Source organism: Microbacterium sp. ARD31 (assembly GCF_031844425.1).
Genome location: NZ_JAUZVE010000007.1, coordinates 227786 through 247420, shown reverse-complemented (window position 1 = coordinate 247420; position 19635 = coordinate 227786). Strand labels below are relative to the sequence as shown.

The following is a 19635-nucleotide window of genomic DNA, read 5'->3' as shown; positions in this document are numbered from 1 at the left end:
GTGATCTGGTGATCGTGGAGCACCTGAGTCTCGTCGACTTCCGCAACTACGCGGCGGCCGACGTGAGTCTGGTCGCCGGTCCGAACGTGTTCGTCGGCCGCAACGGCCAGGGCAAGACGAATCTCGCCGAGGCGATCGGCTATTTCGCGACGCTGGGTTCGCACCGGGTGTCGCAGGATGCGCCGATGGTCCGGTACGGGGCGGATGCCGCCTTCGTCCGCGCCCGGCTCGGGTACGGCGACCGCCGCATCCAACTCGAGGCGCAGCTGAACCGGTCCGGCTCGAACAAGGCGCGCGTCAACGGGTCGCCGGTGCGCACCTCGGAGCTCCCGCGCTACGCGCAGGTCGTGCTCTTCGCCCCCGAGGACCTGCAGATCGTGCGCGGCGACCCGTCCGCGCGACGCCGGTTCGCCGATCAGCTCCTCGTGCAGCGCGCGCCCCGCATGTCGGGCGTGCTCGGCGACTACGACCGCGTGCTCAAGCAGCGCACGGCGCTGCTGAAGTCGGCGCGGGCGCGGGGGCTGAAGGCCGAGCAGCTCACGACGCTCGACGTCTGGGACGACAAACTCATCTCGCTCGGCACCGAGATCATCCTGGCCCGCCTGCGCCTGGCGGAGGATCTCGCGCAGCCGATGCGCGACGCGTACGAGGCCATCGCCGGCGCCGACCACGACCCGCAGCTCGAATGGGTGCTCACGGTCGAGGGGTCCGACCCGGAGGACGACGCCGCACCCGTCGCGAAGACGGGTTCCGCCGTCGGGGCCGACGCGGTCGCGGCATCCTTCCGCGCCGGACTGGCGGCGAAGCGGTCCCAGGAGCTCGAGCGCGGGGTGACCCTCGTGGGACCGCACCGCGACGACCTCCTCCTGCGCCTGCGCGGACTCCCCGTGAAGGGGTACGCCTCGCACGGCGAGTCCTGGTCGACGGCCCTGTCGCTGCGGTTGTCGTCGGCGCAGCTGCTGCGCGACCAGTTGCGCCTCGGCGACCCGATCGTCATCCTCGACGACGTCTTCGCCGAGCTCGACGCCGACCGGCGCGCCCGTCTGGCGGGCGTCGTCGCCGATTTCGAGCAGGTCATCGTCACGGCGGCGGTCGAGGGCGACGTCCCGGCGTCGCTCCGGGTCCGGACCGTCCGTGTCGAGGCGGGCACGATCGTGACGGATGCCGATGTCTGACACCACCGGCATCCCCGAAACGGTCGCGACCTACCTTCGGCTGCGCGGACTCGAGCCGTCGGCCGCGAAGAAGCGCCGCCGCAAGCGGCGCAACGACGACGACGAGAACCAGCCGTTCACGCCGGGTCGCGATCCCAAGGGCGTCGGCGACCTGCTGGCCGACCTCACCCGGCAGTCGGGATGGGACGCGCAGCTCGCGAAGGAGGACCTCGTGCTCCAGTGGGCCGAGGTCGCCGGCGAGGAGACCGCGCGTCACGCGGATCCGGTCGCCCTGAGCGACGGCGTGCTCACCGTCCAGTGCGATTCGACGGCGTGGGCGAAGAACCTCCACCTCATGCGCGCGACGATCGTCACCGAGCTCATCCGGCGGTTCCCGGAGGCCGGCGTCGAGTCCGTGCGTTTCGTGGGGCCGGACGTCCCCTCTTGGAAATGGGGCCCCAGAGCCGTTCCAGGGCGGGGTCCACGCGATACCTACGGCTGACCGACGTCCCGGAGGCTTAGGAAAGGTTTCGTGCCGCCACAGCGGCGTTCAGCCGCGTAGGGAGGGCGTGAGGCACTAGACTGGGATCAAGCCCAGACGATGGATGTGGAGCGCGCGAAACCGATGACGTCAGATACCCCCGACAACACTCCCGAGGATCTCGACCCGCCCGCCGCACCCCGGATCCCCGCGGAGTACGGGGCAGACGAGATCCAGGTCCTCGAGGGCCTCGAGGCCGTCCGCAAGCGCCCCGGCATGTACATCGGTTCGACCGGTGAGCGCGGTCTGCACCACCTGGTCTACGAGATCGTCGACAACTCCGTCGACGAGGCCCTCGCCGGTTACTGCGACACGATCCACGTCACGATCCTGGCCGACGGCGGCCTGCGCGTCGTCGACAACGGCCGCGGCATCCCGGTCGACCCGCATTCCTCCGACCCCCGCAAGTCGACGGTCGAGGTCGTCCTGACCGTCCTCCACGCGGGCGGCAAGTTCGGCGGCGGCGGGTACGCGGTCTCGGGTGGTCTGCACGGTGTCGGATCGTCCGTCGTGAACGCGCTGTCGACCCGGTTCGAGGTCGAGATCGCGCGTCAGGGGCACATCTGGCGTCAGACGTTCTCGGGTGGCGGCAAGCCCGAGGGCCCGCTCGTCAAGGGCGAGGAGAGCGACAAGACCGGCACGACCATCACGTTCTGGCCCGACGCGGCGATCTTCGAGACCACCGACTTCGACTACAACACCCTCCGCACGCGCTTCCAGCAGACGGCGTTCCTCAACAAGGGTCTCCGCATCACCCTGACCGACGAGCGCCCCGAGGCCCTCGACGTCGTGGATCTGCCCGAGGGTGGTTCCGAGACCACGCAGCGCCACGACGACTTCCTGTACGAGCGTGGCCTGGTCGACTACGTCGAGTACCTCAACAAGGTCCGCAAGGCCGAGGTCATCAACGAGGAGATCATCGAGATCGAGTCGGAGGACACGGTCCGTCACATCTCGCTCGAGCTCGCGATGCAGTGGACCTCGGGCTACACCGAGAACGTCTTCACCTTCGCGAACACGATCAACACGCACGAGGGCGGCACGCACGAAGAGGGTTTCCGTGCGGCGATGACGATGTACATCAACCGCTACGCCAAGGAGAAGGGCCTCCTCAAGGACAAGGACGAGAACCTCGCCGGCGAGGACATCCGTGAGGGCCTGACCGCCGTCATCTCGGTGAAGCTCTCCGAGCCGCAGTTCGAGGGCCAGACGAAGACCAAGCTCGGCAACACCGAGGCGAAGGCCTTCGTGCAGAAGGTCGTCGGCGACCAGCTCATGGACTGGCTCGACCGCAACCCGCAGCAGGCGAAGCTCATCATCACGAAGGCCATCGAAGCGGCGACCGCGCGCATGGCGGCGCGCAAGGCGCGCGAGACGGCGCGTCGCAAGAGCGTGTTCGAGTCGGCATCCATGCCCGAGAAACTCAAGGACTGCACGAGCAAGGACCCGTCGATCAGCGAGATCTTCCTCGTCGAGGGCGACTCGGCCGGCGGCTCGGCCGTGTCCGGCCGCGACCCCGAGCGTCAGGCGATCCTGTCGCTGCGCGGCAAGATCCTCAACGTCGAGAAGGCGCGGCTCGACCGTGCCCTGGGCAACGCCGAGATCCAGGCGATGATCCAGGCATTCGGCGCCGGCATCGGGCCGGACTTCGACATCGAGAAAGCCCGATACCACAAGGTCGTCCTGATGGCGGATGCCGACGTCGACGGCCAGCACATCACGACCCTCCTGCTCACCCTGCTGTTCCGCTACATGCGCGGGCTCGTCGAGGCGGGCTACGTCTACCTCGCGCAGCCGCCGCTGTACCGGCTCAAGTGGTCCAACGCGCCGCACGAGTACGTCTACAGCGACGCCGAGCGCGACGCGCTGCTGCGCGAAGGGGCCGCGGCGGGACGCCGCATCCCGAAGGACAACGGCGTGCAGCGCTACAAGGGTCTCGGCGAGATGAACGCCAAGGAGCTGTGGGAGACGACGATGGACCCCGAGACGCGCACGCTGCGTCAGGTGACCATCGACGACGCGGCCGCGGCCGATGAGATCTTCTCCGTGCTGATGGGCGAGGACGTCGAGGCGCGGCGCGGGTTCATCCAGCGCAACGCCAAGGACGTGCGGTTCCTGGACATCTGAGTCCACCGCATCCGCCCCGGCACTCCGACGACGAACGAAGACTGAGAGAACATGGCTGACGAAGAGCGTCCCGACCCGAACGCCGGCTACCAGCACGGCAACATCGACCAGGTCGACCTCCAGGTCGAGATGCAGCGGAGCTACCTCGACTACGCGATGAGCGTCATCGTGGGTCGCGCGCTGCCGCGCGTCGAAGACGGCCTCAAGCCCGTGCACCGCCGCGTCATCTACGGCATGTACGACGGCGGGTACCGTCCCGACAAGAGCTACTCGAAGTGCGCCCGCGTCGTCGGCGAGGTCATGGGTCAGTACCACCCGCACGGTGACAGCGCGATCTACGACGCACTCGTCCGTCTCGTGCAGCCGTGGTCGTTGCGCTACCCGCTGGCCGACGGTCAGGGGAACTTCGGCTCCCCCGGCAACATGGGCGCCGCGGCCCCCCGGTACACCGAGACCAAGATGGCTCAGCTCGCCCTCGAGATGGTGCGCGACATCGACGAGGACACCGTCGACTTCGAGGACAACTACGACGGCCGCACCCGCGAGCCCGTCGTCCTGCCCTCGCGCTTCCCGAACCTCCTGGTCAACGGCTCGGTCGGTATCGCCGTCGGCATGGCCACCAACATCCCGCCGCACAACCTCCGCGAGGTGGCCGACGGCGTCATGTGGGCCCTGCAGAACCCGGATGCCTCCCGCGAAGAGCTCCTCGATGCGCTGATCGAGCGCATCCCGGGGCCCGACTTCCCCACCGGCGCGCAGATCCTCGGCACGAAGGGCATCCGTGAGGCGTACCGCACGGGTCGCGGCTCGATCACGATGCGCGCCGTCGTGAACGTCGAGGAGATCCAGAACCGCACCTGCCTGGTCATCACCGAACTCCCGTACCAGGTCAACCCCGACAACGTCGCCGCCAAGATCACCTCGCTCGTGCGCGAGGGAAAGCTCAGCGGCATCGCCGACATCCGCGACGAAACGAGCGACCGCACCGGTCAGCGACTCGTCGTCGTCCTGAAGCGCGATGCCGTCGCGAAGGTCGTCCTCAACAACCTGTACAAGCACACGCAGCTGCAGGAGAACTTCGGCGCGAACATGCTCGCCATCGTCGACGGTGTGCCGCGCACGCTGCCGATCGACGGGTTCATCAGCTACTGGCTCGCGCACCAGTTCGAGGTCATCGTCCGCCGCACCCGGTACCGACTGCGCGAGGCCGAGAAGCGCATGCACATCCTGCGCGGCTACCTCAAGGCGCTCGACGCGCTCGACGAGGTCATCGCCCTCATCCGCCGCTCCCCCACGGTCGACGAGGCGCGCGAAGGGCTGAAGTCGCTCCTCGACGTCGACGACGCTCAGGCCGACGCGATCCTGACGATGCAGCTGCGCCGCCTGGCCGCCCTCGAGCGCCAGAAGATCGTCGACGAGGCCACCGAGCTCGAGCTCAAGATCGCGGACCTGAACGACATCCTCGTCTCGCGCGACCGCCAGAGCGGGATCATCGCCGAGGAGCTCGGCGAGATCGTCGCGAAGTTCGGCGACGAGCGTCGCACGCACATCCTGCACGGCTACGACGGCGACATGTCGATGGAGGACCTGATCCCCGAAGAGGAGATCGTCGTCACCGTCACGCGCAACGGCTACGTCAAGCGCACACGCAGCGACAACTACCGCTCGCAGCACCGCGGCGGCAAGGGTGTGAAGGGTGCGCAGCTGCGCGCCGACGACGTGGTCGAGCACTTCTTCGTCTCGACGACGCACCACTGGCTCCTGTTCTTCACGACCAAGGGGCGCGTCTACCGCGCGAAGGGCTACGAGCTCCCCGAGGGCGGACGGGATGCGAAGGGGCAGCACGTCGCGAATCTGCTCGCCCTGCAGCCCGGCGAGGACGTCGCGCAGATCCTCGACATCCGCGACTACGCCGCGGCCGAGTACCTCGTCCTCGCGACGCGCGACGGCAAGATCAAGAAGACGGCGCTCACCGAGTACGACACGAACCGGCAGGGCGGCATCATCGCGATCCGCCTGCGCGGTCAGGACGAGGAGGACGGCGACGAGCTCGTCAGCGCGATGCTCGTCGACTCGACCGACGACCTCCTGCTCGTCTCGCGCCTGGGCATGTCGCTGCGTTTCACGGCGAACGACGAATCACTGCGTCCGATGGGCCGCTCGACCGAGGGTGTGAAGGGCATGTCCTTCCGCGACGGCGACAGCCTGCTCTCGGCATCCGTCGTCCGTGACGAGGGATTCGTCTTCGTCGTCACCCAGGGCGGGTACGCCAAGCGCACCTCGGTGGACCAGTACCGCGTGCAGGGCCGCGGTGGTCTCGGCATCAAGGTCGCCAAGCTGCACGACGACCGCGGCGAGCTCGCGGGCGGTCTGATCGTCAGCGCGGACGACGAGGTCCTCGTGGTTCTTGCCAGCGGCAAGGTGGTACGCTCGGCCGTTGCTGAGGTGCCTGCGAAGGGTCGCGACACGATGGGTGTCGTCTTCGCTCGCCCCGATGACGACGACCGGATCCTCGCGATCGCCCGCAACGGCGAGCGGGGTCTGGCTGAGAGTGCGGGGGCCGAGGAGGCCGCCGCAGCTCCCGAGACCACCGAAGAGAGTGACGCATGAGCTCCGTAGCCGACAAGCTGGCCAAGAAGTCCTCGAGCCGGACGACCGCGAAGCAGGTCCGCCTCCGTCTCGTCTACGTCGACTTCTGGTCGGCCGTGAAGCTGTCCTTCCTGGCGGCCGTCGCCCTCGCGATCGTCACGGTCGTCTCGACGCTGCTCGTCTACCTCGTGATCAGCTCGACCGGTCTCGTCGGCCAGGTCGACGCCCTGCTGGGTGCGGTCAACGGCGAGAACACCTTCACGCTCGCCTCGATCCTCAACCTGCCCCAGGTGATGGCGTTCGCCGCGGTCGTCGCGATCCTGAACCTCATCGTCGTGACCGTGCTGGGTGCGGTCCTCGCGGGGATCTACAACCTCATGGTCAAGGTCACCGGCGGCCTGCTCGTCGGCTTCACCTCGAACTGAGTCGGATGCTGCGGCATCCGCTCACGCGACGGATGTCCCGAGCAGCAGACCCAGCGCCCAGGTGACGGCGAGGGCGAGCGCCCCACCGACGACGAGACGCACGACGGCCCGCCGCTTGCCGGCGCCGCCGAGGGTCGCCGAGATCGTACCGGTCAGACCCAGCGCGATGAGGACGGCGACGAACGTCGTCGGCACCCGCCATTCCGCCGGTGGCAGCAGGATCGCCAGGAACGGCAGCAGCGCGCCGAGCGTGAAGGCGATCGCCGACGACACCGCAGCCTGCCACGGGCTGGTCAGCTCGTCGGGGTCGATGCCGAGCTCGATGTCGAGGTGCGCGCGCAGCGCGTCGTGCGCGGTCAGCTCCTCGGCGACCTTCCGCGCGGTCTCCGCACTCAGCCCCTTCGCCTCGTAGAGTTCGGCGAGTTCGCCGAGTTCCTCGTCGGGCATCTCGGCGAGCTCCCGCGTCTCCTTCTCGATGAGCGCGCGCTCGGTGTCGCGCTGGCTGCTCACCGAGACGTACTCGCCGAGCGCCATCGAGATCGCCCCACCCACGAGAGCGGCGGACGATGCCGTGACGATCGGTCCGAGGTCGCTCGTCGCACCGGCGACGCCGACCGCGACGGCGGCGACGCTGACGATGCCGTCGTTCGCGCCGAGGACACCGGCGCGCAGCCAGTTCAAGCGCTGGCCGAGGCCGGCGCCCTGCGGTTCGCGGTGGCCGGGCTCACGGGGGATGGTCGTGCTCATGAGGCCAGTGAATCAGATCGAACGGATGCCGCGGGCCGCCGCCGCCGCGGATTCGTCAAACGGCGCCCTCTTCGGGTAAAGTCTTGGAGGTTGCAGGTGTGAGCCGGCAACGACGGGGCTATAGCTCAGGCGGTTAGAGCGCTTCACTGATAATGAAGAGGTCCCAGGTTCAAGTCCTGGTAGCCCCACCGTCACCGCACCGGGGGCCTTAGCTCAGTTGGTAGAGCGCCTGCTTTGCAAGCAGGATGTCAGGAGTTCGAATCTCCTAGGCTCCACAGGAAAAATTATCCTGATCAGACGACTCTTCGGGTCACCTGGTCGGGGTATGTTCTCGGTCTCGGCGTGACCTCTCGTGCCATCGGCGTGCCATTAGCCTCTGACGACGGCACGCTGATGACATCACTGACTGCCCTGTTCGATCCGCTCAACGTCGATTGCTGTCGTCGGCTGCGTGCTTCACTCGGGCGACCGCATCGATCGAATCGCGCATGTTCGCTATCGCGGCGGTCAGGATCTTCCACCCATCGAGTTCTCGCGTGTGATCGATCGTGGTTCCGTGGACGCCGCGCTTCGCCTCGCTCTCGTAAACCACGATCGCGAGAGAATCGAATTCGGGACCGGGGCCATCAACTCGCAGAGCGACGATGCTCTTGCAGTGCATACGGAGGCCCTGAGCGTCCTCGGCCGACAATCCATACTCGACCATCTTCGCTTCCCAGTCGGCGCGGTCTTCGGGAAGATTTGTGAGACTCGCCTTCCCCTCACGCCAAGCGAGCCCAATTACTCCCTGATCGGCCGGGTAAGAAGGACGTCCTCCGGCTTTTAGCACTGGGTTCTTCGAGACCCGAGCAAGGCGAACGAATGACTCGCCGTCGCGAGCATAGATCGAGGCGCGAGTGTCATCTCGGTAGATGTTGAGTTCGTGGAGGAGACCTACGAGCATCGCTCGAAGCACGGACTCAAGGCCCGCCGCGTGCTCGTCTAGGTCAGCCTCGGCCGTCTCCGCGCGTCCAGAGAGTTTGTGGGCCGTAGTTCTACGCCTTCGCGAGCCGAGGTATCCGATCAGAACCAGAATCGCGCCGCTCACCAGCAGCGCGACGGTCCACGTTGCTACGGCCGAGAAGGGCCACGAGATCGCTGCGGCTTCTACCTCGCCGGTTGAAGGTGACGGCGTCGGCGCGGCCGTCGAGGCCGTCGCCTGCTCACTGTCGGGTGGCTCAGGAAAGATGACTCCAACAACTCCGGCCGCGGCAAGTGCGATCGTCCCCAGGTAGTTGGCGACGTCGGGCCAGAACTCGTTGAACCACCGCTCAGCGCGAACCCCGAATCGGTCGACGGCTTTGGTCGCCGATCGGCCACCTGCTCCCACGTCAGGCAGGGACCATCTCAGTGCTGCGGATTCGGGCGGTCAAGTCGGCGTCGGCGCTGCCGGAGCCGTCAATTCGACCCCCAGCCAGACGGATGGCCTCTTCGAAGACTCCCTCTGCACGAAGGTCCGCAGACTCCCATGAGTCGGTCGCGATGACCGTACTCATCTCAACGACGCCGCGTGACAGGACAGCGGATACGTCCGACTCCGAAACGTCGCGGTTGCGACCCTCGATCTCGACGAGCGATCTAATGAGCGCGTCCAGATGGTTAGCGAGGTCGTCGTCCGTTGTGACTGTGAACTGGGAGGTAACTCGAATTTTCATGGTGTTCCTCACCTCTAAGCGCGACTGTAGCAGGACTCGTTGAAGAGCCAATGGATCTTGTACATCACATACTCACGCGTTAAATTCCCCGCGCGTAAGTAGGTGATGTGAACCTCTGAGCAAGGGCAGATCGCCTTCAGTATCGGACGCACTCCGGACACTCTCCATCCAGCCTGCCTGTACTCACCAATCAGGTGCTGGAGATAGTTCTGCGGCAACGCCTCGGTGGACACCGTTCGCCTTCCGTATTGTCGCCTGAATCTATCAGGCGTGACCCGCGACACCGGCCACCTGCGGCTGCTCTGACACCGTGTCCTCGGGGGCGCTGACGCCGCCAACTGGCCCGTCCAGCGCTGCTGCAATGAATGCGTCCCGCTCTTCGGCCGCGTGTTGGTAGATGAGCGCGGCCCGCGCTGTCGAGTGCCCAGCGCGCGCCATGAGTTCGCGCGTCGTCGCTCCGCTCTGCGCCGCCATCGTGAGCCCCGCGTGACGGACGTCGTGCGGGTGAAACTGCCCGAGGCTAACCCTTCGTGCCGCTCTCCTCCACGCCTGCCCGAATGCGTGGTTCGTGATCGGCTCTCCATCGGCCCGTAGGAACATGGGGGAACGAGCGAACCCCTTCGATGCAGCCAGGTGCGCCTCGACCTCCGCTGCGATGCGCGGCGGCAACTTCACACGGCGCACATTCCCCGTCTTCGTCTTGGTCGTCACGGGCTTGCCGTTCACGAGCGTCGTCTGACGCTCGACCTTCAGCACTCCATCTGCATAGTCACCCCGTTGGAGGGCGATGAGTTCCCCGAGACGCAGGTGAGCACCGAACATGACACGGATGGGGAGCGCCCACTGGTCGGGCATCTCCTCCACGATGGTGCCGAGCATGTCGGGCGTGAGAAGGGGACGCTCCGGGTGCTTCACAGATCCGGCGCCCCCGATCTGGCACGGGTTAGAGCCAATCAGCCCGTCCTTGACCGCGGTGGCGAGGATGGAGCGGAGGAGCGTGTAGCCCTGGCGGAGTCGGGATTCGCCGGTCTGCGCGACGGGTGCGGGTGGGAGCGGTAGGCCCCGCTTCCGCGCGTCAGCGATGGCCCGCGCGTGAGATGCCGCGGCGCGCTCGCGCCCAGCATCGGCCAACTCTTTCCGGCTGCGGGTGTACCAGGTGCGTACGTCCGCGGGGGTGATCGCTGAGAGCGCCCGGTCGTGGAACGGGAGGAGGAGTCCTGCCAGGAGGTCCTCGTTATTCGCCTTCGTTTTGGGGGCAAACTGTCCCCTCGTGCCGCCGTTCGCGATCCACTCACGCGCATACTCGCCAAAGGGCGTCAACCCGGCACGGTGATCTCGGTACGTGCCCCGAATGCGGTCTGCTCGGACCCCGGCGATGTGGTCGAGAGCCTCTCGTTTGGTGGCGAATGTGCTCGGAGCGGTCATGACACGCCCAGCGCTGAGGTCGGGATATCGGGCCTGCCACCGGCCGCTCGGCAACTTTCGGACACTGCCGAACGGTGCCCGATTCTTCTTCTGCTTCTGCTCACCCATCTGGGGCTCCTTCATCGCGGTGCCGGTGACACTCTGTCACCAAAGTCAGGGTGACAAGATGGCACTTTTGCGCAGGTCGGATGCAAAATCCTCTGCCGTGTAATGAAGTGTAGTGGCATAGAAGTGTGTATCTTGGGGTGCAACGAGAGGGCCAGGCGTCCTTTCCCACTACAGGGCCAGGCGTCCGGTGGACCAGACGAATCCGTTTGCGACCCCGGAGGCTCCGATGCCCGATCTTTCACGCACCGTCCAGCGCGCTACCCTGCTCGCGTCCCTGCGGACCTATCCGATCCCGACCATCTCGGTTGACGACTACGCACTCCTCATCGGCGTATCCCGCCCGAGGGCCTACGCGAACGTCAACGAGGGGCGCGTTGAGGTCCAGCGAGACGGTCGCAAGTTGCAGGTCCTCGTGGCACCTCTCCTGGAGTCGATGGGATTCCCGTTGACCCCGCCCACCCTTGTTGCGGGCGCGGATCCCGCGAGCGAGGCCGCGATCCTCGGCGCTTATGCAGCGGCGACAGGAACGAGCACCGAGGACGTGCTCGCTATCACCGCACGCTGACGCTAAGGAGGTTGAGCCACCGATGACCGATGCAAGACTCCCTGGCCGATGGCTGATGGATCCCGCCGTCCGCGCGCTCGGCGCCGATCTCTGGACCGTCTTCTCGTGGGCTCTCATGTGGAGCGCTGAGCAGGGGACGGACGGACTGATCCCGCGTCACATGCTCACGCTCCTTCATCCGAACGGCGGGACCGTAGCGAATGCGGAGGCGCTCGTGAGCGTCGGGCTGTGGGAGGCCGAAGGTGACGACTACCGGGTCAAGGGCTGGGAGCGCACGCAGTCTCTTGCAGCGGATGTGGAGCACCAGCGCGAACGCAACCGGCTGAAGCAGCAGGCGCATCGTCAGCGGGCCCGAGAGCGCGATGGAGTAACCGGTTACGTGACCGGGAAGTCACATAGGAGAGGAGAGGCTGAGGCTGAGGCTAGGCCAGGACCGGCTAGGACCTCTGGTGACAACGCTGGAAGTACGCGCGTGGGCGCGCGCGAGGGCCGCCCGCTGCGCGAGAGCCCCGATGAGCGCTTCCGCCGCCTCAGCGATCTGGCCGACGAGTTGGACTCCTCACCCTCGGCTGCGCCTGTGACCGAGTGGCCCGTGCGGGAGATCCCCGCATGAGTACATCACCACCGAGAGGAGGCGCTGTGAGCGCCATGACCCCCGACCCCAACGAGTACCTGCTGGGCGACCTTCCCCGTCCACGACGTGCGACGACGATCGAGCGTGCCACCCGGCGCCAGGAAGCGATCGCTCTCCGCCGCGCAGGCGTAGGTGTGGACGCCATCGCTACCCGGCTAAAGGTGCACCCCTCGACCGTGTACGCGTGGATGAAGGACGCCATCGCCGCGATCCCACGGGAGGACGCCGACGAACTGCGCAGTCTCGAACTCGACCGACTCGATGCGATCTTCCGCGGCCACTTCCATGCCGCGGTGAGCGGCGACGTGCGTTCCGCCGAGACGTGCCTGAAGGTGATGGAGCGCCGTGCGCGACTCCTCAACCTCGATGCTGCCCGCGCGCAGGGCCTGGAGCAGGTGGGCGGGCTCCTCGATCGTCTCGTCTTCGGTGACGCTGAGAGCCCGGAGGGTTGACCGATGGTCTACAGCCCACCCCGCGAACACGCGTCCCTGGCCCTGGCGAAGCAGCGCCAGCGGGATCTCCACGACGCCTACCTCGCCGCCCTCTCCTCACTCTCCCCGGATCAGCGGGATGTCGTGGAGGGGTACGTGGCTGCGGTCCGCATGGAAGCGGGCGCGCGCCGGATCAGCGCACGAGACGGAGAGAGGGGGCCGCGATGACTGTGACCTACGACGGAGTGCATCACCGTCTCGTGAAGATCCGCGGGTCTGCGGTGGGCCTCCCGTGCTCGCACCCGACATGCGAACGTCCGTCGTCAGGCTGGGCACTCCTTGACCACCCCACTCACATCGTCGTCAACTCCCACGGCAAGCCGGTGAGGCTCAGCACCGACCTCGACGCCTACGGCCCCGCGTGCGCACGGCACAACGCGCAACTCGACCACGGCGGCAACTGGACGCTCTGCCCTCACGGACATGTCCGGGCTGTCTGGGGCACCGACTCGAAGGGCACCTGCCGAGGCTGCAACCGCCTCGGACGCAACACCTCCCACCTGCGGGTGGGGTCCATCGCTCACATCGTGAGCACCGACAACACCGAAAGGGGGCGCTCGTGACTACCGCGACGCTCATCCAGTCCACCGTCCAGGCTCGCGCCGACCTCCTCGCGACGGCGCTCATCCGGGACCCGCACCTCACGCCGGAGGGCCTCCGTGCTCGCCAGCGACGGGAGATCGAAGCGATCCGGGAGCGTCTCGCAGGGCTGATGCCCGCGGAGCCCACTGCTCCTGACCGTCAGCCCGTCCTCGACGCGCTCGCCCCGAAGAGTGCCGACGACATCGCACTTCAGGCTCATCAGTGGTCGAAGGTGCGGGCTCTCCTCGACGCGGGCCGCGATCTGCCGCGCATCATCGCGGACGCTGACCGCGCGCGCCTCGCTGCGATCCTCGACGGACTGGAAACGATGCCCGAGGTCCTGAACGACTCGCGGCCTGAGGAGGTCGTGGACTTCGTCCGGGGGGCAGTGTGGGATCGTCTCGTCGAGGTGGACCCTGCTGCTGAGCGGGTCGCGGTCATCGAGCGAGCGAACGCGCCGGCCGTGGCATGGCGGACGATCCTGGAAGGTCTGAGCGCGACGGGCGAGATCCCGTTCGAGGGCCTCGTTCTCCTGCGCCAGGCGGACCCGGTCGCGTTCGACCTCCTCGTGGACGGCGATGCAACGCACGCCCCGGTGCCGGAGTCGGGGATGATCCCCCGTCTCGTGGAGGCCCTGGAGCGTACGCCTGTGGACGCCTGAGCGATCCGACGACCGGGGGCGACGTGGCTAGACGCCTCGATCGCCCCCGGAACGGCTCTCAGCGGCCATCTGAGAGAGTTTCCTCGCTCTGGTGCCTCCTCGTGCCCCGAAGACGGATTCGATCGTGCATACGGCTCTGAGAGCATCGCGGGCTTAGGAGAATCCTATCTTTGTTCCCTAGGTGCGCCATCTTGCAAGAGCCAGGGGCCACGAGCCGATCGTCAGGCCCAACCGTCCATGTCGGTCAGGCGAGTGTCGGAGGGGGGCCGGTAACCTCGTGAGCGAGGAAAGGTTGGGTGGGCATGCGGCTCCGAGACATTGCGGATCTCCCCCTCGACCGGGCCGTCTGATGGTCGATTGGGTCTACGACGAATTGGTGCTCGCTGCTGACCTGGTGAGCGGGAACGGCTGGACCGGCGTGCGCGCAGCATCCCCGGATGCTCAGGCCCTATCCGCTCTCCTTCGCCGCGGCCAACTTCACGAGGGCGAGGATCTCCCGGCGAACTTTCGGAGCCCGTCGAGTATCCAGCGGAAGACCTACGACCTGTCCACCGCTGACGAGCACTACGAGGGCACACCGACCCGAGGCGGTCGTCTCGACGCTCCCATCATCGCCGCATTCCGCGAGGACACCGCAGGGATGCAGGCACGCGCGGCGGCTATCCGCGCAGCCCTTGAGGCTGGCGAGACTCTGCCAGCGGCCAACGACGAGGAGGAGCCCGAAGCCCGCGAGGGCGGCATCCTGGAGCATCTCGCTCGCAGGCGAGAGCGTGACCGTGGCCTCCGCTCTCGGAAGATTCGCGCTGTGCTCGCCGCTGGAGGCACCACGGCGTGCGAGGTCTGCGGCTTCGACTTCGGCGTCACCTATGGCGAGCGTGGGGAGGGATATGTGGAGGTTCACCACATCCGTCCCCTGCATGTGACTGGGGCGACGACGACCCGGCTCGAGGATCTCGCACTCCTTTGCGCCAACTGTCACCGCATGTGTCACCGCGGACGATGGATCACGCCCGACGAGGTGCGGGTGCTCCTCCGACCCGGCGGCTGAGCCCCCTCTCCGGCGTCGCGTCGAGGCTCACGGGCGATCGCTCTTCGGGCTCATTCTCGTGCCAGAGTCGTGCCATTAGGGGGTTGTACGTGCCTTATTTCGGTTGTCTCTGGTTGTACGAACGAGGACCCGGATCCGCACGGTTCCGCGGGAATCTGAGGCATCGGGCGAGGCGGTTTTCCTGCTTTGCAAGCAGGATGTCAGGAGTTCGAATCTCCTAGGCTCCACATTCCAGAAACGCCGGTTCCCCACGGGGTCCGGCGTCTCGCGCATCCCCGGTCGTCACATCCCGTCACGCCGCGACACGGATCGTCGTCTTCTTTGACACCCCTGCGGCCATGGCGGAGATTCGTTCGCACAGTCCTCGGAGCGAGGCGGAACGGAGCGGATGATGACGGAGACGACGGCGGGTTTCGAGCCCACGAAGTTCGCGTATTGGGTGCCCAACGTGTCGGGCGGACTGGTGGTGTCCTCGATCCAGCAGCGGACCTCGTTCGACCTGGACTACAACATCGAACTGGCCCGCACGGCCGAGCGCGTCGGCTTCGAGTACGCGCTCAGTCAGGTGCGGTACCTGTCGAGCTACGGCGCGGCGCAGCAGCACGAGTCGACGTCGACGAGCCTCGCCCTGCTCCTTGCGACCGAGAAGCTGAAGGTCATCGCGGCGGTGCACCCGGGCCTGTGGGAGCCGGCGGTCCTCGCGAAGTTCCTCCTCACGGCCGACAACTTCTCGAAGGGTCGCGCGGCCGTCAACGTCGTGTCGGGCTGGTTCAAGGACGAGTTCACCAAGCTCGGACTCCCCTGGCTCGACCACGACGAGCGCTACCGGCGGTCGGGCGAGTTCCTGCAGGTCCTGCGCAAACTGCTGACCGAGGAGAACGTCCGGTTCGCGGGCGACTTCTACCGGGTGAACGACTTCACTCTGCGGCCCGGACCCTACCCGGTGCCCGGGCGACCGCATCCGGAGATCTTCCAGGGCGGCAACTCGACGGCGGCGCGTTTCAACGGCGGCGCCTACGCGGACTGGTACTTCTCCAACGGCAAGGACTTCGACGGCTTCACCGAGCAGTACGACGAGGTCACCCGCATCGCGGCGGAGCACGGACGCCGCGTGCGGTTCGGCCTGAACGGCTTCGCGATCGTGCGCGACACCGAGGCCGAGGCGCGCGAGCAGTTGCGCGAGATCATCGCCAAGGCCGATACCGAGGCCGTGGAGGGCTTCCGGACGTCGGTCCAGCAGGCGGGTCCGGCGACCGCAGACCGCAAGGGGATGTGGGCGGACTCGAGCTTCGAGGACCTCGTCCAGTACAACGACGGGTTCCGGACGCAGCTCATCGGCACACCCGAGCAGGTCGCCCGACGCATCGTCGAGTACCGCCGGCGCGGGGTCGACCTCCTCCTCCTCGGCTTCCTGCACTTCCAGGAGGAGCTCGAGCAGTTCGGCGAGAAGGTCATCCCTCTGGTGCGCGAACTCGAGGCTCAGACGGGGGTTGCGCAGCGTCACCACGCCGAGGTGTGAGGAATCTTGCGCTGATCTTGAGGTGATGTTGCGCTTCGCTTGCGCCGCACCCGACACCATGAATGGTGTCGCCGTTGGAGACGACCACCCGAAGCTCGGATCCATCGTGAGCAGCAACTCCGCTGGGGGACGCGGAGTTTCTGGGGGCTCTGCGCGACAGGGCCTGGGGTGCGTGGTTGGGGAGCTCGCACCCCAGGCAGTCCCCCCGCGTCGAGGTGGCGCGTAGGGTGAACGCGTGGACATCCGCGTCGCCGCGTACGCCGTCATCACCGACGGGGACCGCATCCTGCTCGCTCACTGGAACAGCCCCACGAGACCCGCGTGGACCATGCCCGGCGGGGGCATCGATCCCGGCGAGGATCCGAAGGATGCCGCGGTGCGCGAGGTCTTCGAGGAGACGGGGTTCCACGTGGAACTCGACGGCATCCTCGGCACCGACTCGCAGGTGATCGCCGCCAAGGACCGGCTGCACGGCGAAGGGCCCATCCAGGCGCTCCGCATCCTCTACCGCGCGCACATCGTCGGCGGCGACCTCCGCAATGAGAAGGACGGATCGACCGACGAGGCGGCGTGGTTCCCGCTCAGCGACGTCCCGGCGCTGACCCGGGTCGGTCTCGTGGACACCGCCCTGCGGATGGCGGGGCTGCTGCCTCAGGCCTGACGCTCGCCCATCGCCTGCGAGATGTCGGCGACCGTCGCGCCGTAAGCACGGATGAGGTCGTCGGCGTCGACGAAGAGGCTGAAGCCGTGGGCGCCGGCTCCCATCGCGATCCGTCGACCCGTGATGGTCTCGTCCGCGTAGACGGGCCAGTCCGTCGTGCTGCCGATCGGTGTGATCGTGCCGCGCTCGAACCCCGTCGCCGCGAGCGCGAGCTCCGGTTCGGGCAGCCGCAGTTTGTTCACACCGACCACGGCCCGCAGCTTCGGCCACGAGATGGCGCGATGGCCCGGGATGAGGGCGAACAGGTAGGTGTCGTCGCTGCGCTTGACGACGAGGGTCTTCACGATGTCGGATGCCGCGAGACCCAGCAGCCGTGCGGCTTCCTCGAGACTCCCCGCGGCCGGCCGGGCGACGAACTCCACCGACAAAGACCGGGAGCGCGCCGCTTCAGCGACGCGCTCCGACGGTACGGGCGTGGATTCAGGCATCCGGTGCACGCAGCGGGTCGTCCGCCACCCACAGCTCGTCGTCGGCACGCAGCGTCTGCCACGCGGCGTAGAGCACACCGGCGGCCGCGGCAATGCCGAGGATGAGGGCGAGGACGCCGCCGGCGCTCGGGCCGCTCTTCTTCTCGGGGACGCTGAGCTTCTTCGTCGCCTTCTTGCCGGCCTTCTTCGCCTTCTTGCGGAAGTCGTCGGCGTCGAAGCCGCCGAGCCCCTTGCCCTTCGCCAGACGGAGACGCTTGTCGTTGGCGACGTCCCACACCGACAGGGCGGTACCGACGACGGCTCCCGCGGCGGGGACGAGGGCGCCGTTGAGCACCTTGCGTCCGGTCTCGACACCGCGGTCGACGTAGGGAGCGGCGTACCGCTCGTAGGAGTGCTTGGCGGCGGGCACCACGTGGTCGTGGTTGTACTTGCCGAGCTGGCGACCCGCCTCGCGGGCGACCTCACCGGCCTGGCCGACCAGCACCTGCTGGGACTCCCAGAGATTCGCAGCCTGCTTCTGCAGCTTGCGGAGTTCCTTCTTGGTCTTGCGGTTGAGGCTCACGGGGCCCTCCCTTTTCGGGGTTCATCCGGGGACGTAGTGGGTCCATACTGCCAGACGCATTCAGGCTGTGAGGGGGGTTGCAAGTGAGAGGATGATGGGTATGCCGATTCACTCCGCTGTCGCAACCCTGCACACCACCCACGGCGACATCGTCGTCAACCTGTTCGGCGACCAGGCGCCGCGCACCGTCAAGAACTTCATCGGCCTCGCCGACGGATCCCAGGCGTGGACGCACCCCGCCACCGGCAAGCCGGGCGAGGGTCCCCTCTACACCGACGTCATCTTCCACCGCATCATCCCGGGCTTCATGATCCAGGGCGGCGACCCGCTCGGTCAGGGCGTCGGCGGACCGGGCTACAACTTCGACGACGAGATCAGCCCCGAGCTGACCTTCAGCAAGCCCTACCTCCTCGCCATGGCGAACGCGGGCCTGCGCCGCAACGCCATCACGGGCAAGGCCGAGGGCACCAACGGGTCGCAGTTCTTCATCACGACCGACCCGACCCCGTGGCTCAACGGCAAGCACACGATCTTCGGCGAGGTCGCCGATGACGCCTCCCGCAAGGTGGTCGACGCCATCAGCGCCGTCCCGACCGGGGCGCAGGACCGTCCGCTCGAGCCCGTCGTCATCTCGTCGATCGACATCGCCGAGGCCTGATCCCTTCGTGACCTCGGCCGACCCCCGGACCAATCCGGACAACTTCTGCTACCGGCATCCCGACCGTCAGAGCTTCGTGCTCTGCCAGCGATGCCTCCGCACCATCTGCCCCGAGTGCCAGACCCCGCTTCCGGTGGGGGTCATCTGCCCGGAGTGCCTGGCGGAGCAGCAGAAGGGCGCGCGGTCGGCCGAGGTGAGGCGGATGCCGGGGCGGTTCGCACGCAAGATGCGCAGCGACCGCCCCATCGTCACCTACGCCATCATGATCGTCACGGTCGCGGTCTACCTGGTGCAGCTGATCCCCGTCGTCGGCGGTGCGGTCACGGGTGCACTCGCCTTCGCCCCGCCGTATGTCGTGCCGGGCACCGGTGCGCCCTTCGAGCCCTGGCGGATGGTGACGGTGGCCCTCGTGCACTCGACACCGCTGCCGTTCCACGTCGCCCTCAACATGCTCGCGCTGTGGGCGCTCGGACGCAGCCTCGAGCCCCTGCTCGGCAAAGCCCGCTTCCTCGCCCTCTATGTTCTGAGTGCGATCGGCGGGTCGGTCCTCGTGGCGCTCATCGCGCCGGGCTCGGCGGTCGTCGGCGCGTCCGGTGCCGTGTGGGGACTGCTGACGGCGATGCTCATCATCGGCCGCCACGTCGGTGCGAACATCCTGCCGATCGCGATCCTGCTCGGGATCAACCTGGTGTTCTCGTTCGTTGGCGCCGGGGTCTCGTGGCAGTCCCACATCGGTGGTGGCCTCGTCGGCCTGCTGGTTGGGTTCGTGTTCGCACGCACCCGCGCGCAGAACCGTCAGAAGCTGCAGGCGCTCCTGCTCGTCGTGATCGGCCTCGGCCTCGTCGCCCTGGCGGTCACGGTACCCGGTCTGCTTTACCTCTGAGTTATCCACAGGTTCATCCCCAGGTGGGGATGAATCACACGGGTGTAATTCCCGCCGGGGCAGAGGGATGCCG

Annotated in this window: 20 protein-coding genes and 3 tRNA genes; 17 read left to right on the top strand and 6 right to left on the bottom strand. The window is 67.4% G+C overall.

Translation table 11 applies throughout. From position 1 onward, the window contains the following. Positions 1-8: 8 nt before the first annotated feature. The 5 genes from recF (at position 9) to Q9S36_RS20065 (ending at position 6836) form a co-directional block, all read left to right on the top strand. The gene (gene recF / locus Q9S36_RS20085) at positions 9-1175 is read left to right on the top strand and encodes a DNA replication/repair protein RecF (RefSeq protein ID WP_311286653.1); all 1167 of its coding nucleotides are present in this window, start codon (positions 9-11) and stop codon (positions 1173-1175) included. Further along, the gene (locus tag Q9S36_RS20080) at positions 1162-1656 is read left to right on the top strand and encodes a DUF721 domain-containing protein (RefSeq protein WP_064002810.1); all 495 of its coding nucleotides are present in this window, start codon (positions 1162-1164) and stop codon (positions 1654-1656) included. Before recF ends, Q9S36_RS20080 begins: the two co-directional genes overlap by 14 nt. A gap of 123 nt (positions 1657-1779) precedes the next feature. Beyond that, complete coding sequence (gene gyrB, locus Q9S36_RS20075) at positions 1780-3822, top strand: DNA topoisomerase (ATP-hydrolyzing) subunit B (protein WP_311286652.1); 2043 nt, start codon at positions 1780-1782, stop codon at positions 3820-3822. A 51-nt stretch (positions 3823-3873) separates the two neighbouring features. Beyond that, positions 3874-6432 carry a DNA gyrase subunit A gene (gene gyrA / locus Q9S36_RS20070; RefSeq protein WP_253035462.1) on the top strand — a complete coding sequence of 853 codons (2559 nt, stop codon included), beginning with the start codon at positions 3874-3876 and terminating at the stop codon, positions 6430-6432. After that, on the top strand, positions 6429-6836 hold the full coding sequence (locus tag Q9S36_RS20065) for a DUF3566 domain-containing protein (RefSeq protein WP_064002812.1): 408 nt from the start codon (positions 6429-6431) through the stop codon (positions 6834-6836). Before gyrA ends, Q9S36_RS20065 begins: the two co-directional genes overlap by 4 nt. Before the next feature lie 21 nt (positions 6837-6857). Here the strand turns inward: Q9S36_RS20065 and Q9S36_RS20060 are convergent, their stop codons facing one another. Further along, a complete protein-coding gene (locus tag Q9S36_RS20060) occupies positions 6858-7583 on the bottom strand; it encodes a VIT family protein (protein ID WP_311286651.1) in 726 nt (241 codons plus the stop codon). A 114-nt stretch (positions 7584-7697) separates the two neighbouring features. Here Q9S36_RS20060 and Q9S36_RS20055 point away from each other — a divergent pair. Together Q9S36_RS20055 and Q9S36_RS20050 are read left to right on the top strand one after the other, a co-directional pair. Further along, positions 7698-7771: transfer RNA gene (locus Q9S36_RS20055), tRNA-Ile, on the top strand. Positions 7772-7785: 14 nt separating this feature from the next. After that, a tRNA-Ala gene (locus tag Q9S36_RS20050) sits at positions 7786-7858 on the top strand. A gap of 149 nt (positions 7859-8007) precedes the next feature. Here Q9S36_RS20050 and Q9S36_RS20045 read toward each other — a convergent pair. The 3 genes from Q9S36_RS20045 to xerC all read right to left on the bottom strand — a co-directional run bounded on the left by Q9S36_RS20045 (position 8008) and on the right by xerC (position 10810). Then, a complete protein-coding gene (locus Q9S36_RS20045; protein ID WP_311286650.1) occupies positions 8008-8952 on the bottom strand; it encodes a hypothetical protein in 945 nt (314 codons plus the stop codon). 1 nt (position 8953) lies between these two features. Then, positions 8954-9289, bottom strand: a complete 336-nt coding sequence (locus tag Q9S36_RS20040) for a hypothetical protein (protein WP_311286649.1) — start codon at positions 9287-9289, stop codon at positions 8954-8956. A gap of 252 nt (positions 9290-9541) precedes the next feature. Then, the gene (xerC, locus tag Q9S36_RS20035) at positions 9542-10810 is read right to left on the bottom strand and encodes a tyrosine-type recombinase/integrase (RefSeq protein ID WP_311286648.1); all 1269 of its coding nucleotides are present in this window, start codon (positions 10808-10810) and stop codon (positions 9542-9544) included. Between the two features lie 187 nt (positions 10811-10997). Here xerC and Q9S36_RS20030 point away from each other — a divergent pair, with 187 nt between their 5' ends. The 8 genes from Q9S36_RS20030 to Q9S36_RS19995 all read left to right on the top strand — a co-directional run bounded on the left by Q9S36_RS20030 (position 10998) and on the right by Q9S36_RS19995 (position 16971). Further along, entirely contained in the window at positions 10998-11375 is a 378-nt protein-coding gene (locus Q9S36_RS20030; RefSeq protein WP_311286647.1) for a hypothetical protein, read from the top strand. Positions 11376-11430: 55 nt separating this feature from the next. Next, positions 11431-11988: a hypothetical protein gene (locus Q9S36_RS20025; protein WP_311286646.1), complete on the top strand. Its 558-nt coding sequence runs from the start codon at positions 11431-11433 to the stop codon at positions 11986-11988. 35 nt (positions 11989-12023) lie between these two features. After that, the gene (locus Q9S36_RS20020) at positions 12024-12461 is read left to right on the top strand and encodes a helix-turn-helix domain-containing protein (RefSeq protein WP_311286688.1); all 438 of its coding nucleotides are present in this window, start codon (positions 12024-12026) and stop codon (positions 12459-12461) included. Positions 12462-13059: 598 nt separating this feature from the next. Beyond that, entirely contained in the window at positions 13060-13743 is a 684-nt protein-coding gene (locus Q9S36_RS20015; RefSeq protein WP_311286645.1) for a hypothetical protein, read from the top strand. A gap of 349 nt (positions 13744-14092) precedes the next feature. Then, positions 14093-14791: an HNH endonuclease gene (locus Q9S36_RS20010; RefSeq protein ID WP_311286644.1), complete on the top strand. Its 699-nt coding sequence runs from the start codon at positions 14093-14095 to the stop codon at positions 14789-14791. A gap of 150 nt (positions 14792-14941) precedes the next feature. Continuing rightward, positions 14942-15018 (top strand) — tRNA-Ala (locus tag Q9S36_RS20005). Positions 15019-15182: 164 nt separating this feature from the next. Continuing rightward, on the top strand, positions 15183-16310 hold the full coding sequence (gene sfnG, locus Q9S36_RS20000; protein WP_311286643.1) for a dimethylsulfone monooxygenase SfnG: 1128 nt from the start codon (positions 15183-15185) through the stop codon (positions 16308-16310). A gap of 235 nt (positions 16311-16545) precedes the next feature. Continuing rightward, entirely contained in the window at positions 16546-16971 is a 426-nt protein-coding gene (locus Q9S36_RS19995; RefSeq protein WP_311286642.1) for an NUDIX hydrolase, read from the top strand. On the opposite strand, the gene Q9S36_RS19990 is transcribed toward Q9S36_RS19995, so the two are convergent. Next, on the bottom strand, positions 16962-17459 hold the full coding sequence (locus Q9S36_RS19990) for an aminoacyl-tRNA deacylase (protein ID WP_253035459.1): 498 nt from the start codon (positions 17457-17459) through the stop codon (positions 16962-16964). The genes Q9S36_RS19995 and Q9S36_RS19990 overlap by 10 nt on opposite strands. After that, on the bottom strand, positions 17452-18021 hold the full coding sequence (locus tag Q9S36_RS19985; protein WP_253035458.1) for a DNA helicase: 570 nt from the start codon (positions 18019-18021) through the stop codon (positions 17452-17454). Before Q9S36_RS19985 ends, Q9S36_RS19990 begins: the two co-directional genes overlap by 8 nt. A gap of 100 nt (positions 18022-18121) precedes the next feature. On the opposite strand from Q9S36_RS19985, the gene Q9S36_RS19980 reads away from it, so the two are divergent. Next, positions 18122-18679, top strand: coding sequence for a peptidylprolyl isomerase (locus Q9S36_RS19980; RefSeq protein WP_311286641.1), 558 nt, complete (start codon positions 18122-18124; stop codon positions 18677-18679). Positions 18680-18686: 7 nt separating this feature from the next. Beyond that, positions 18687-19562: a rhomboid family intramembrane serine protease gene (locus tag Q9S36_RS19975; RefSeq protein WP_311286640.1), complete on the top strand. Its 876-nt coding sequence runs from the start codon at positions 18687-18689 to the stop codon at positions 19560-19562. The last annotated feature ends 73 nt before the right edge of the window (positions 19563-19635 follow it).

Coding starts and splice junctions, on each gene's coding strand:
- Q9S36_RS20065 (WP_064002812.1), top strand. CDS start 6,429: ATGAGCTCCGTAGCCGACAAGCTGGCCAAGAAGTCCTCGAGCCGGACG.
- Q9S36_RS19980 (WP_311286641.1), top strand. CDS start 18,122: ATGCCGATTCACTCCGCTGTCGCAACCCTGCACACCACCCACGGCGAC.
- Q9S36_RS20010 (WP_311286644.1), top strand. CDS start 14,093: ATGGTCGATTGGGTCTACGACGAATTGGTGCTCGCTGCTGACCTGGTG.
- Q9S36_RS19990 (WP_253035459.1), bottom strand. CDS start 17,459: ATGCCTGAATCCACGCCCGTACCGTCGGAGCGCGTCGCTGAAGCGGCG.
- Q9S36_RS20060 (WP_311286651.1), bottom strand. CDS start 7,583: ATGAGCACGACCATCCCCCGTGAGCCCGGCCACCGCGAACCGCAGGGC.
- Q9S36_RS20025 (WP_311286646.1), top strand. CDS start 11,431: ATGGATCCCGCCGTCCGCGCGCTCGGCGCCGATCTCTGGACCGTCTTC.
- Q9S36_RS20080 (WP_064002810.1), top strand. CDS start 1,162: ATGCCGATGTCTGACACCACCGGCATCCCCGAAACGGTCGCGACCTAC.
- xerC (WP_311286648.1), bottom strand. CDS start 10,810: ATGGGTGAGCAGAAGCAGAAGAAGAATCGGGCACCGTTCGGCAGTGTC.
- sfnG (WP_311286643.1), top strand. CDS start 15,183: ATGACGGAGACGACGGCGGGTTTCGAGCCCACGAAGTTCGCGTATTGG.
- Q9S36_RS20020 (WP_311286688.1), top strand. CDS start 12,024: ATGACCCCCGACCCCAACGAGTACCTGCTGGGCGACCTTCCCCGTCCA.
- gyrA (WP_253035462.1), top strand. CDS start 3,874: ATGGCTGACGAAGAGCGTCCCGACCCGAACGCCGGCTACCAGCACGGC.
- gyrB (WP_311286652.1), top strand. CDS start 1,780: ATGACGTCAGATACCCCCGACAACACTCCCGAGGATCTCGACCCGCCC.